Below are 13,545 nucleotides of genomic sequence, written 5' to 3' on the forward strand. Positions count from 1 at the left end.
TTGTGCAGGCAGGTGATAGCTGAGGGAATAACTGGCGTAGGTGGGACTGGGTAAGAGTTTTTGTTGAATCCCACTCACATTTAATGCTTCCAGGGCTTCTCGGACCATTTGCATCAATTCTGGGGCAGAAAATTGGCGCAAGCGGGTGATTTTATCCTGGGTTTTATTAAATTCCTTGACCCAAACGAGGTGAAAGGCCGCAGTGACTTCGTTGGCGGAAGGTGAGATGATAGTTTCGGTTCTTGTTCCTTCCTGTTGTTTCGCCTCTTGAAATAGTTGTCTTCCCAGGAGGAGGGTAAACCGAGGTAAGGTTTTCCCCCCGGGGAATTTTGCCTCTAAATCTTGTTCGGTGATGGGATAGATGGGGGATGGGGGTGGAGTTGCGGCTAATTGGTGTAAGGGATACAATCGCATCGCCAACAATCCGGCAGCTTGATTGAGGTCGATCGCACTCAGGCGAATTTTTGTATCAATTCGGGCTAAATCCGCCGGTTGAATCCGTTTATAGTTTTGCTGCCAGGTATTGGTAATGATACTAATAATAATAACAAAATTTCTGAGTTTTTGGTTATGAATAATCGAATTGACGTTAAATAATGCCTGCAAATTAATTAATCCATCGATTCCTCGGTCAATATTATCTAAGTTATCAAAACATAAAACCATCGGCTGAGTTGCGGAGGCAATTTTGCCAAAATTAGATAAAATTTGCTGGGCGGCATTTTCCGAATCAATGGACCGTTTGACCCGCAACAGTTTTAAACTCGCTTCGTCCAAATCATCTCCTTTCAGCCATTCACAAGCGAGGGGATATAATTTGGGATTGGTTAAGTCATAGAGAACGCCAAAGAACTCATTGGCGTTATAAATTCCGGCAGGATAAGTGCCTTTTAATTTGCGAATAAACAGTTGCCGTTCCCCGAACACCCGTTTCATGAGACTTTTATCTTGAAATACGGCTAGTTTTTTTAGCCAAAGTAACAGTTGGGATTCGGTTTGACCCTGGGGAACATACATTAAACTATCGACGGTATTGCGGAGGGTATGCCGCCAAATAAAGTCGCTTTCCGGCCAAGGTCCAATATAGGAAAAAAATGCCTGGGAATTGAGGGTACTTTTAATCCGTCCTAAAAGATAACTTTTTCCCGACCCGGAATCTCCGGAAAGGAGAATTGTCCGGGTTCGATGGTCTTGGGTGACCTGATCGACGACGGAGGTAATTTCCGTTAAGACTTCTTGATGAATGGAATCAACGGTAAAGGCGGAATTTTGGTCTTCTTGCCAAAAATTGCCCGGTCTAAAGGTGGTGGAATCAAAGGGGTTAACGGATTCTTGAATCAGGCGGTCAATAGATGCCACGGCGGACTCCTCAGTGAGAGAATACAGGGTGTAATGGGGTGCAATTTTGTCCAGAGGCGATCGCACCTCTTCAGGCGATCGCAAGTGGAGTTATCGCTTCGTGTTGACCAAATAGACTAACTGATCTTCCAGTTTGGCATCAGGATTGAGGATGGCAACTTCCGGATGATTTTCGCAAAGATGTTCAATTAAATGATGAACTTCAGATTCGTTAATATGGGAAAATTGCAAAATCGCTTCTTGAGATAACCGTTGGCGGGCCATACATTGTTGATTGATGGCCCGATTTAACAGAAAATCCTCCACAGGTTGCCACAATTCCCGAGTTGCTTCGCCAATGGGGAGACTCGGGACCAGTTCTAATTTTTGCAACAGGGGACAGTATTGCAAAATTTTGGATTCTCGAATCAGGGTTTGCAATTCGGTTAAATTCGGGGTAGCATCGGCGACAATTAAATCGCCTCCACAGGCATCATTGACTAAGCTGTGATAGGTGACTAAATAATGAACTGACAGCAAGTCCGGTTTGAGATGCTGATGACGAGAATCCCGATAAATATCGCTATAGATTCTATATCCAGTATTGTTGGGATTGCCGATACTTTCTTCGCGGATCAGGTGCAACCTGTGGCATTGTTTCGCTGCGATCGCCTCTAGGCAGACTTTCATAAAATTGCAAAACTTCGTCAAGTTGGCATCTTCACTCCAGGCAACCCCAACGGTTTCTGAAGTTCCCGGGAATTGATAGCTTAAAGAATAACTGCTATAAGTGCGACTATCCAGGAAGCGAAGCTTAACCTCTTGGACGGATAATGCTTCTAATACTTCCCCTAACATGGCGATTAGTTCCGGGGAAGAAAACTGTCGAATTCGAGAAATTCTCTCCTGAGTTTGCGTAAATTTCCGCAACCATAACAACTTGAACGCTGCCAGTAAATCGGCTTTAGTTTCAGCAGTTGGGGGTAAACTGGGCGCTTCTGAAACATCGATCGCCTGTTCGGAGGAATGGGAGGATTGTTGATCTAAAACTTGGGTATATTCTACATCAATATAGTCCTGGCGATCGCGCATTAATTCTAACTTGTGGTCCTGAAATAATTGTCTTCCCAACATCAGGACATTTCTAGGACGAGTTTTCCCGCCAGGAAACTTATCCTCTAACTTTTCTCGGTTGAGGGGATACAAATTAGAAGGGGGTTGGGTAGCAGATTGCCGATGCAAAATCGACAAACGACTCGCCCAAAGTGCCTCCCCTTGATACAAACTAATTTGTTTGAGTTGCACAATGGCATCGAGTCGGTCTCTATCCGTTGCTTGGATGCGAAAGGCATTTTGTTTCCAAGTATCGGTAATGATGCTAATCATCACCAGAAAGTTTTTTAACTTTTGGGTGTGAATGACGGAGTTTACCCCAAATAAGCTAGGTAAATCAATCAATCCATCGGGCAATCGGGCAATATTATCTAATTGGTCAAAACAGAGAACAATTGGCAGGGTTTCAGCGGAAATTCTGCCAAAATTTGCCAGGATTTTTTGGGCTGCATCTTCGCTATCAATGGAATGTTGCACGCGGAGGATTTTGAGACTTTCTTCATCTAAATCATCCCCGCGTAACCACTCGCAGGCGAGATTAGAAAATTTAGGATTAGTCAAGTCATAGAGGACGCCAAAGAACTCATTGGCATTATAGATTCCTGTGGGATAGTTATCTCGCAGATTCCGGATAAACACCTGGCGATCGCCACGAATCATATCCATGAGACTGCGATGTTCAAACTCTGATAACCCTTTCAACCACAAAATCAATTGGGAATCTTGTTCTCCCTCGGGAACTTCCAATAAACTATCCACCGTGTACCGGAGAATATGCCGCCAAATATAGTCACTGGCGGTAAAGGGTTCGATATAAACAAAAAAGGCTTTGCGATTGAGAATTCGCTTGATTCTGCCCAATAAATAGGACTTGCCGGACCCGGTTTCTCCTTCTAGTAAAACGGTGCGAGTGCGATGGTCCTCCGCCACCTGATTGAGTAAGGTTTCAATTTGACCGATCGCCTCTTGGTGAATGGAATCAACCGTAAACGCCGGATTTTGTTTCTCCTGCCAAAAGTTGCCAGACCAAAAGGTTTCCGCATCAAAAGGATTCGGTTCTCGCTGAATGATTTGTTCGAGTGTTGCCATAAGAGTTTCTTTGGTTAAGTTGTCATGGGTCAGTTGTCAGTTGTCATGGGTCATTAGTCAATTGTCATTGGTCATTAGTCTTATGTGATTAGGGGGTGGGATGTCTTGGGTTGTTTGTGATGACCTATTTTTAATTTATTGAGTAACAATAATAAAAAACAAAGGGCCGCCGATATCTTGGGGAATTCCCAATTCTATTTGGTCCGGACTGTAAGAAATGGCCTCTTGTAAAGAACTTAACTCAATGCGATCGTTCCGTTGTAAGCGATAGAGTGTGCGGTCAAACTCTTCTCGGGACAAGGGCGGTTGTAACTTTTGCCGTAGATGAAAAATCGGCAAATAGTTATCCGTTGCTAATTCCCGGTCTAACTGCTGAATGAGACGGACAATCTCATCATCGGATAAGGGTTTAGGTGCGATCGCCTCTGATGATGACGGAGGGGTTTTTGCTGGGGAGGAATGGGGGGAAACAGACTCTTCTGGCGATCGCAATGATTTCCGCAAGAAGCGCAAATAATTCGTCAGCATATCCAAACTAACCACGGGTAATGTCCCACTGGGATTGTACTCTTCCCGGAGATATTCCTGTCCTCGGGATGTCAACCAGACCTCGGTAATTTGGGTTTTTTCCGCCTTAATTAATCCCTTTTCTGCTAACCCTTGAATCACAGATTGCCCGGTTGCTGCCGCTAGGTTGGTTTGTGCCGGAGTGATGGTAGACTCAGCACAAGCGGTTAGGATGGCCACCTCTGCGTCCGCGATCGGCAAGCGGGTGGGGTCGAGTTGCAGCAGCGACTTTCCTGCGGGAGAAATCGCAAAGGTCAAAATCTCCTCGGCATATCCGACTAACTGGCGATCGGCGAGGGTACGACAGAGGCTATCGCGTTCTGCCGCCTTGGTTTTCGGATTTGGTTTAATCTGGGTGATGGCTGCCCGATAATCGGGAAACCCTAGTAAATCTAGCAGAAACTTGAGCTCCTGCACTTCCATGTGCTCCCCCTAACTGGATTGGCAACGACAATAAAGGACAAAACCTCTAATACCAGTTTAAATTGCAGGGAGACCCTGAGAGCTCCCAGAATTGCCAAGGCGATCGCCTCCCAGGGGAAATGGCCGCCTGGAACCCTTACCCCTTCAATCATCCCATCGAAACTGGCGATAATTTCAACCTAGACCGGAAGTCGGCGATCGCCCCCATCGGGTCCAAATTTTCAGTATTTAGACTAAAATACCAGGAATAGCCGCTTGTTTTAAGGGTTTACTACATGAATATGGACTTTAATTTTTTTGATTTTATTTGGATTTTTTTCTTACTCGCCTCCTTGCAACCCCTGTGGCAAAAGCGTCAGATTGAAACCCGCCGTTATCAAGCTATCTCCAAATTTGAACAGCAACGAAATAGCCGGGTTATTCTCCTGATTCACCGCCAAGAATCCATTAATTTGTTAGGGATTCCTTTGTCGCGGTATATCAGCATTGAAGACTCCGAACAAATTCTCAGGGCGATTCGCCTGACTCCCCCGAATGTTCCCATTGATTTAATCTTGCATACGCCAGGGGGATTAGTTTTAGCAACCGAACAAATTGCCCGGGCTTTAATTCGTCATCAGGGAAAAGTCACAGTATTTGTTCCTCATTATGCCATGAGTGGGGGGACCATGCTGGCCCTAGCATCCGATGAAATTATCATGGATGAAAATGCCGTTCTCGGTCCCGTTGACCCGCAGTTAGGAACCTCGCCAGCGGCCAGTATTCTCCAAGTTTTAGAAGATAAGCCCCATTCAGAAATTGACGACCAAACCCTGATTATGGCAGATATTGCTCGCAAGGCGATCGCGCAAGTCCAGCGGTTTGTTCGCACCCTCTTAGAAGATAATATTCCAGTCCAAAAAATCAACCCAGAAGATATTGATACCATCATTGATAAACTCACCACAGGTCAAGTGACTCATGATTATCCGATTACCGTAGAAGAAGCAACAGAAATGGGTTTACCCATCACCGTAGGGTTACCCCATTCTATCTATGAGTTAATGGATTTATATCCCCAAGCTAAAGCAGCCCGTCCCACAGTTCAGTATATTCCAATGCCCTATCAAAATCGTCCTATCTTACCGGAAGGGAAAGGGAAAAGTTGAGGGAAAATGGGGGAGATGTTCGTAGTAACGACTTCAGTCGTTTCCCCTCCCCTCATTCATCCATCTATCATCCCTCTACTCACCAACAAATGACAACCAACAAATGACCAATGACAAATGACAACCAACAAATGACCAATGACAAATGACCAATGACAACCAACCAATGACAAACAGCAGAGTTACAGGAAAAGTGGCTTGGGTTACGGGTGGAGGTTCGGGAATTGGGCGGGCAACGGCCATCATTTTGGCACAAGAAGGGGCAAGGGTTGCCGTCACCGATATTGATGAAGAAAAAGCCGCCCAAACCGCCTCAGAACTGCGGGAACAAGGATGTCCAACCCTGTGGTTTCAACTGGATGTTACCGATGAAAATCAGTGGCAAAAAGGGATAGAATGGGTATTAGCCGAATGGGGGCAACTGGATATTTTAGTCAACAATGCCGGGATATCCGTTGCCCAGTCTATTACTGACATGAACTTAGCCCAATGGCGGCAAGTGATGGCGGTGAATTTAGATGGGGTATTTTTGGGGACAAAATATGGGATAATCGCGATGAAGCAGGGCAGTGGGGGTAGCATTATTAATGTTTCCTCCGCCTCTGGATTTAAAGCAAGCCCCGGGGCTTCAGCCTATTCTACCAGTAAAGCCGGAGTGCGCTTATTTTCTAAATGTGCCGCCTTAGAAGCGGCTCAATCTGAACCCCGAATTCGGGTGAATACCGTGCTACCCGGTGGCGTAATGACACCGATGTGGTCGAGGATGGAAGGATGGGAAAGCTGGAAAGAACAAGCGGGAACCGAAGTGGAATTATGGGAGAAGTTAGCGGAACATACCCCCTTAAAACGATTTGCAAAGCCGGAAGAAATTGCTTTAGCCATTCTGTATTTAGCCTCAGATGAATCTCAATTTGTAACCGGGGCTGAATTAGTGATTGATGGCGGATTTACAGCGTAATCAGCATTTCAATTTATTCCTATTGCTAGAAACTAGAAAGGGAGCATCTCAATTTTGCCTAAAAGGGAAATTTACAAGTCTTGCTCCCCCTTCCCTCGTAGGGAAGGGGGCTGGGGGGTTAGGTCTCTTTGCCAAATTGAGATGCTCCCACTAGAAATAGGAATAAATTAGACTGAGGGCAAAATCTTCTTGTTGGTAAAAAGTCTATTGCTTTGCAAGGACTTACGCAATTGGGGAAGGCAAAACGTACAATGTAGAGGCGATTCGCGAATCGCCTCTACATTTAGGGTGGATTCTTAAAATCTGCCTAAGTCCTGTAGGATAAGGAGGCTCAATCCGTGGGATAATTCTGGAACAGTCTTTTTAGGGAGAATATTCAGGGTCGTTGGGGAAGTTTCCCAACCGGAATGATTTAGATTCGTTATAGCCAACGAATCGGTGGAATCTGATACCGTTCCATTACCCGCATTGAGAGCGGAATGCGAGAAGAAACCTCATAATAAGGAGGATTGGGAATAACCCATGTTATCGTTTGATTATTATAGTAGTTTACCGGATTAAGGGTTCATGATGGTATGAAAATTTTAATGATATCTTGCACCTTTCCCTATCCACCCACACTTGGGGGAACCCATGTGAGGACTTTTAACTTAATGAAATATCTGAGTCAGCACCATCATGTCAGTTTAGTGACCCAGCGATCGCCCGATGTCACCGATGCGGAAGTGGAACGGTTGCGCGAGTGGGTGCAAGATGTGGCGATTTTCCCCTCTCCGGGTGCAAATGCAGGACAGGGACAGTTAGGAAAAGTGAAGCGCTTCGCCAAATTTCTGAGTCAGGGAACACCCCCTAACGTCCTGTCTCGGTACTCGGCCAAAATGCAGCATTGGGTGGATGATTACGTGAAATCGGTGATGGAGAAAGGGCAGAATTCAGAATTTGCGATCACCTGCGAGCATAGTGTAAACGAGATTTATGTCCGTCCCGAGTGGTCCTCGGCGATCGCCAGTGTCGTAGATATTCACAGTTCCGTGTATGGAACCTGTCGGCAACTGCTGGAAACCAACACCTCAGAAAATACCCTGCGCGATCGCCTGCAACTGCCCCTCCTGCAAAAGTATGAACAACGCTACTGTTCTAAATTTTCCGGGATAGTCGTCACCACAACAGACGACCAACAGCACATCAAAGACTTAACTCCCAATGCCCATATTTCCGTCATCCCCAATGGCGTGGATTTAGAAATGTTTCCCGTTCGCGAAGTCGATCCCGGGGGACATCGCCTGGTGTTCGTGGGGGCAATGGATATTTTAGCCAATATTGATGCGGTCAGATTTTTAGCCTTAGAAGTCTTTCCCTTAGTCCGTCTGCGGTATCCCGATGCCACCCTGGCCCTCGTGGGGGCCCGACCCGTGGCCGAAGTCCAAGAACTGGCCAACCAACCCGGAGTGACCGTCACAGGTCAGGTTCCTTCGATCGCCGAATATTTGCACCAAGCAACCGTCTGCGTGATTCCCATGCGAACGGGATATGGAATTAAAAATAAAACCCTAGAAGCAATGGCCGCTGGAACTCCCGTGGTTGCCAGCGATCGCGGATTAGAAGGGTTAAGCGTGGATGGACCCAACGTCCCCTTACGGGCATTACGGGCCAACGAAGTCACCGAATATGTAGCTGAAATCGGGCGTTTATTTGAAGACCGACGTTTACGAGACCAATTATCCGTGAATGCCCGAAGACTCGTAGAACAGGATTATACCTGGGACGTGGCCGGAAGTCGCTACGCCAGCTTATTATGCCAATTATCCGCCCGCAAATCCTGATAGGATAGCAACACCTTCAATTCAGATTGGGTCGATCCAGCGTCCTAGAAACCTATCCCCCTTACCTTTGAGATCTCGGATGAACAACCCTATTCGCAAGCGAGCACCTTTGAGTCCGGCCACCGCGAACCGGCCATCGCGTAAACCCGTGCCTAAATCGCCTGCTGCGAAATCGCGAACGCGACCCGATCGCGATCGGGTGTCGCCACCTCGGAAAACTCCCCCAGTCTCTCGAACCCGGAAAGGCGATCGCCCCCCGGACCCCAAACCCGGTAATGGATTGAGTGCGATCGCCGCCATCACCGGCAGTACCACCTTATTCTTTTGCGGCGCATGGTTAAGCGTGCGCCTAATTGTTGATCCCGCCTCCATCAACTGGGTACAATCCTGGTTACCTGCCGCCTCCCAAGTCCCGATCGCCAACAAAGAAGCCCCCCAAACCCTCCAGGCCATCACCGACCAAATTCGAGAAGCAGGACTGATTCCGGCATCCACCCTCCCCCTGGATTCCCCACCCCAAACCTCAACTCCGACCCATTCCAAAGCCCAACAGCAACTCCTCATGCCGGTGATGATGGAAATCCCCTGTGCCGGGACTCCAGAAGCCAATGACGCCAATGCCGCCCCTTGTCAAGCCCTCGCCGAACTCCGGGTTTATCGCCCCGTCTTCAATCCCGACAATCCCAGTGACCCCCAGCCTTACTATCAACTCCTCAACCAGCTAGAAATCACCGGACCCGACCCATCGGCGATCGTTCCCACCTTAAGCGACAGCGAAGCCGCTACTGTCAGCGTTGGCCCTCAACCCCTGACCCGCTTAGACGCCTTGGAAAACGGCCCCGAACTGGGAAATTGGTTGAATTTACACAGCGATCGCAGCTTCGGCAACCGCAAAATCGCCTACGGAAAAATCATTCACTACAACCCCGAAACCTTTCACCTCAGCGAAATGACCAACTGGGTGAGTCCCTCCGGTCATCTCCCCAAATGGCAAGAAATCACCGGAGGCAAGGACCCAGAACTGGTCATCGATCGCACCCTCGGCCTGGAACCCCAGTTCCAAATCTATCAAATCAAACCTGTCCAATTTTTCCTCAACCCCATCCGCCTAGAGGAAATCTCCCTCATCGAACCCTTCCTTACTTCCCGCGCCTACCGAGATGCCCTCCTTTTAGCCAGAACTGGCTTATGGTCTGCCGCCTGGGAATTAATGGCCTCCCTCAAACAAGACAGTTCCGGTTCAAACTGGTCCCCAGCCGCCCAAGCCCAACTGGATGTGCTCCAGTACCATGCCCAAATCACCCAAACCCAAGCCAACGCCACCGGCATGGAACCCCCCCAGCAAATCCTCACCGCCTTGATTGATGGCAACTGGAAAAAAGCCTTAGAGGTGTATGAGTTACAGCTTAAACTCGGGGATGACATGGGAAGCTTACTCACCGATGAGACCGTTGCCTTGTGGAATCGCATCGAAACCGCCGTTCAAGTCAACCCCAGCCAAGCTGATGCCAAAGCCTGGGGGGCATTAGTCTTAGCCGCCCGCTACAATGACAGCGAAGCCGTGGCCTGGTTGGAAGAACAAGCCCAAAATACCGCCCAACTGCGCGATCGCATTTATAATTTGCTCGATGCCCGCGCTAATGCCAGCACCTACGCCGAAAACCTCAAAACCCATAAAAGTCAAATCCTCGGGACTGCTTCCATGCTGTCCCAAGTTAATCCCGAGGACTGGATTCGCCCCCAAGGCAGCCAACCCTTAGAACTGCAATCGGGACAAGTCTGGTATCAAGTGGAAGTCAGTGGGTTTAACGACTCCCGGCGCTGGCGACAGGCCCCCTTCAAAGATATTAATCTCCCCAAATCCGCCCTGGGAAATCATCTCTGGAAAGAGTTGGGATTGCACAACGACCCCCAGATTCAAATCGGCGTCTGGATGCCCAATGGCGACCAAAAAACCACCGTAGGGACCGTCAAGGGATTGCGGTTAGTCGGGGGAAACTTACTCCTGCTGACCACCAGCAATGCCATTCCCACCCCAGAAATTGGGTCAGGCGTGTCTAAACCCTTGAGTTTGACCGAGGCTGCCCTACAATGGCGATCGCCCACACCCCAAACCCTCAAACAATTGCAACGGGATGATCCCGAATGGGTCGAGATGCTACTGCCTTCCTTGTGGCAGGAGTTGCAAACTGCTGGACAGGTCCCCCTGGGCCCAGTTCCCTCCCAGGAACAAATGCTCACCCAACTGGGCGGATGGTTCGTCCAATCCACGGACCTCACCGGCAACAACTGGCCCGACGCGGTGATTACCCTACGGAGTGATGCCTTAGTGCCATCCCCCGGATTCGCCCATTCCGCCTACCGGACCCGCACATTAATTTTTGATGAACAGGGGGCGCTGATTTACAGTGAACTCTCCACCGCCGATACCCAAGCCATCACCGGCATTGCCGATCTACCCAGTGGCGGACTTCCCGTCTTAGTGGTAGAAGGCAGCAATGGGTACAACTTGCAACGTTGGTCCAGCGATCGCCAGCGGTTTGAGTTTTAATCCCACACCCGCCCGCCCGCCCGCCCGCCCGCAGGCTGAAGCCTGGGGCTATACGGACGAAGCCCGCCTGCGCGGGCTGTTCATCGTTAAGTAGGTCTTTGATAACCAGATTTAGTACCATTCCAAATCTGAGTAGGAAAAGTCGGTTTTCTCTTGTAGCCTGCGTAGGCAGGCTTCGTCCGTATAGCCCCAGGCTTCAGCCTGCGGGTTTTATAAAATAACCCTTCCCTTACTCCCCTTCATGACTACCCAAAAACTGCGACTTCCTCGATTCATGCGATCGTCCCACGGTCCCAACTTATCCATGCAAATGATGGGAGTGGGATTAGCAATTACCTTAATGTTCGTGTTCATTGCCCTATTCTCTCCCCTATTAATCTCCTGGGGATGGCTAACGGACCCCACAGAATTTTTGAGTCATCCCATCCATGACGCCCCCTCCTGGGACCATTGGTTTGGCACCAATCGCCTCGGATATGATGTGTTCAGCCGGACCTTGATGGGGTCTCGTGTGGCATGGCAAGTCGTGATTTTAGCAACCGCCTTAAGTATGGCGATCGGGGTTCCCCTGGGGTTAGTCAGTGGCTATTTAGGGGGCAAATTAGACCGGACCCTCTTATTCTTAATGGACACAATCTACACCTTGCCGGGATTGTTGCTCTCGATTACCTTAGCCTTTGTCGTCGGCAGAGGCATCTTTAACGCAGCGATCGCCCTGAGTATTGCCTACGTTCCCCAGTATTACCGCGTCGTCCGCAATCACACCGTCAGCGTCAAAACCGAACTCTTTATCGAAGCCGCCCAAGCAATGGGGGCCTCAACCTGGCGTGTCCTCTCCCGTTACCTGTTTTTAAACGTAATTCAAAGCGTCCCGGTCCTCTTTACCCTCAACGCTGCTGATGCCATCTTGATCCTGGGAGGATTAGGCTTCCTCGGATTGGGACTCCCCGAACAAGTCCCCGAATGGGGAAATGACCTCCGTCAAGCCCTCGATGCCTTACCCACCGGCATTTGGTGGACGGCCTTCTTCCCCGGCTGTACCATGACCTTAATGGTGGTAGGATTGTCCCTCTTAGGAGAAGGATTAAACGAATTTGTTAATCCGAAAATGCGGCAGGAATAGCCCAATTTTTCGGTTAGGGAACTCCAAAAAATAAAACCTTCAAAAAACCCGCAGGCTGAAGCCTGGAGGCTCACAGGACAAAGCGGTGCCTGCGCGGGCTAAAAGAGCCTTGTTAGGTGCGATCGTATCAAAGCAAGGATGATTTATTTGTTGGAATACCCTTAACGAGAATAAACGACCAAGGACAAATGACAAATGACAAATGACAATACCCCCTTCGTCATTGGAATTGATTTAGGCGGGACGGCGATTAAATTAGGACGATTTGAAGCGGATGGGACCTGTAATGAATCTTGGTCTGTAGAGACTCCGAAACCGGCGACCCCAGAGGCTGTCTTGCAAGTGCTGGTGGATGCGATCGCGCAAGTGGACCCGAACAATCAATGTCGGGCAGTCGGGGTGGGGACACCGGGTCCGGTGGATGCCACGGGTCAGATTGCCAAAGTGGCGATTAATTTGGATGGATGGCAGGATGTCCCCCTGGGTTCATGGTTATCCCAAAAAACGGGCAAACCTGTGATTCTCGCCAATGATGCCAACTGTGCCGGATTGGGAGAAGCTTGGTTAGGGTCCGGGCGTCAGTTTCGTAATTTGATTTTGCTCACCCTGGGGACTGGGGTTGGTGGTGCAATTATCCTCGATGGGAAGTTGTTTACGGGCCATACTGGGGCGGCAGGGGAGTTAGGATTAATTACGATTAATTTGTATGGTCCGGAGTGTAATAGTGGGAATAAAGGCTCGTTAGAACAGTATGCCTCGGTGCAGGCGATTCAACGGGCGAGTCGGACGACTCCAGAAGAACTGGGTCATGCGGCGCGATCGGGCAACCGGCAGGCGTTGGAGTTTTGGGAAGGGTATGGACATCACTTGGGGGCCGGATTAGCGAGTTTAATTTATGTGCTGACCCCAGAGGCAGTCATCATTGGCGGTGGAATTAGTGCCAGTGCGGAATTTTTTATTCCAGGGGCGATCGCAGAAATTGAACGCCGAGTTCTGCCAGTTTGTCGGCCTAATTTGCAGGTTTTAGTCGCTGAATTAGGCAACAAAGCCGGTATGGTTGGGGCAGCTAAATTAGCATGGCAAACCATCGAGGATAGCCTTTAGAAATACACCTTTCGAGGATTAATCTCGTGAGGAAAGCTAAAGCCATGACCTGAAAAAATTGCAACTTAAGCGCCTATTATAAGCTGACTCAGGGACAGGAGGCAGAGCCTCCAAAAAGGCATGACTTGGCTCTGCCAAGTCACGAGGAATGTAGAGGCGATTCGCGAATCGCCTCTACATTTAGGGGTAATGCGTAAGGGGATTGCAAAAAATAAAATCTCCAAAACGTTCGTTCGTAGTGACTGCTCAACGGAATAGCTCCGTCAATGTAGGGGCGCAATGCTTGCGCCCTGGGGCGCAAGCATTGC

10 protein-coding genes are annotated in these 13,545 nt (G+C 49.0%); 7 read left to right on the plus strand and 3 right to left on the minus strand.

The features are described from left to right. The 3 genes from NG833_RS23920 to NG833_RS23930 form a co-directional block, all read right to left on the minus strand. A partial coding sequence (locus NG833_RS23920; protein WP_254567781.1) for an AAA family ATPase occupies positions 1 to 1,443 on the minus strand: 1,443 nt, incomplete at its 3' end. Positions 1,444 to 1,449: 6 nt separating this feature from the next. Beyond that, complete coding sequence (locus NG833_RS23925) at positions 1,450 to 3,540, minus strand: AAA family ATPase (protein ID WP_254567782.1); 2,091 nt, start codon at positions 3,538 to 3,540, stop codon at positions 1,450 to 1,452. Between the two features lie 135 nt (positions 3,541 to 3,675). Beyond that, complete coding sequence (locus NG833_RS23930) at positions 3,676 to 4,530, minus strand: hypothetical protein (protein WP_254567783.1); 855 nt, start codon at positions 4,528 to 4,530, stop codon at positions 3,676 to 3,678. A 62-nt stretch (positions 4,531 to 4,592) separates the two neighbouring features. On the opposite strand from NG833_RS23930, the gene NG833_RS23935 reads away from it, so the two are divergent. From NG833_RS23935 to NG833_RS23965, 7 genes are all read left to right on the plus strand, one after another. Next, positions 4,593 to 4,781: a hypothetical protein gene (locus NG833_RS23935; RefSeq protein WP_254567784.1), complete on the plus strand. Its 189-nt coding sequence runs from the start codon at positions 4,593 to 4,595 to the stop codon at positions 4,779 to 4,781. A 24-nt stretch (positions 4,782 to 4,805) separates the two neighbouring features. Beyond that, a complete protein-coding gene (locus NG833_RS23940) occupies positions 4,806 to 5,678 on the plus strand; it encodes a hypothetical protein (RefSeq protein WP_375293943.1) in 873 nt (290 codons plus the stop codon). A 166-nt stretch (positions 5,679 to 5,844) separates the two neighbouring features. Then, a complete protein-coding gene (locus NG833_RS23945; RefSeq protein WP_254567785.1) occupies positions 5,845 to 6,636 on the plus strand; it encodes an SDR family NAD(P)-dependent oxidoreductase in 792 nt (263 codons plus the stop codon). A 575-nt stretch (positions 6,637 to 7,211) separates the two neighbouring features. After that, a complete protein-coding gene (locus tag NG833_RS23950) occupies positions 7,212 to 8,459 on the plus strand; it encodes a glycosyltransferase family 4 protein (RefSeq protein WP_254567786.1) in 1,248 nt (415 codons plus the stop codon). 79 nt (positions 8,460 to 8,538) lie between these two features. After that, on the plus strand, positions 8,539 to 11,010 hold the full coding sequence (locus NG833_RS23955; protein WP_254567787.1) for a type IV pilus biogenesis/stability protein PilW: 2,472 nt from the start codon (positions 8,539 to 8,541) through the stop codon (positions 11,008 to 11,010). Between the two features lie 241 nt (positions 11,011 to 11,251). After that, complete coding sequence (locus NG833_RS23960; protein ID WP_254567788.1) at positions 11,252 to 12,133, plus strand: ABC transporter permease; 882 nt, start codon at positions 11,252 to 11,254, stop codon at positions 12,131 to 12,133. Positions 12,134 to 12,328: 195 nt separating this feature from the next. After that, positions 12,329 to 13,237 carry an ROK family protein gene (locus tag NG833_RS23965; protein ID WP_254567789.1) on the plus strand — a complete coding sequence of 303 codons (909 nt, stop codon included), beginning with the start codon at positions 12,329 to 12,331 and terminating at the stop codon, positions 13,235 to 13,237. Positions 13,238 to 13,545: the final 308 nt, after the last annotated feature.

Source organism: Oscillatoria sp. HE19RPO, from assembly GCF_024220515.1.
GTDB lineage: Bacteria > Cyanobacteriota > Cyanobacteriia > Cyanobacteriales > Laspinemataceae > Laspinema.

Excerpts from the sequence above, each read along its gene's own strand:
- NG833_RS23950 (WP_254567786.1), top strand. The coding sequence starts at position 7,212 with ATGAAAATTTTAATGATATCTTGCACCTTTCCCTATCCACCCACACTT.
- NG833_RS23940 (WP_375293943.1), top strand. The coding sequence starts at position 4,806 with ATGAATATGGACTTTAATTTTTTTGATTTTATTTGGATTTTTTTCTTA.
- NG833_RS23965 (WP_254567789.1), top strand. The coding sequence starts at position 12,329 with ATGACAAATGACAATACCCCCTTCGTCATTGGAATTGATTTAGGCGGG.
- NG833_RS23930 (WP_254567783.1), bottom strand. The coding sequence starts at position 4,530 with ATGGAAGTGCAGGAGCTCAAGTTTCTGCTAGATTTACTAGGGTTTCCC.
- NG833_RS23925 (WP_254567782.1), bottom strand. The coding sequence starts at position 3,540 with ATGGCAACACTCGAACAAATCATTCAGCGAGAACCGAATCCTTTTGAT.
- NG833_RS23960 (WP_254567788.1), top strand. The coding sequence starts at position 11,252 with ATGACTACCCAAAAACTGCGACTTCCTCGATTCATGCGATCGTCCCAC.
- NG833_RS23955 (WP_254567787.1), top strand. The coding sequence starts at position 8,539 with ATGAACAACCCTATTCGCAAGCGAGCACCTTTGAGTCCGGCCACCGCG.
- NG833_RS23945 (WP_254567785.1), top strand. The coding sequence starts at position 5,845 with ATGACAAACAGCAGAGTTACAGGAAAAGTGGCTTGGGTTACGGGTGGA.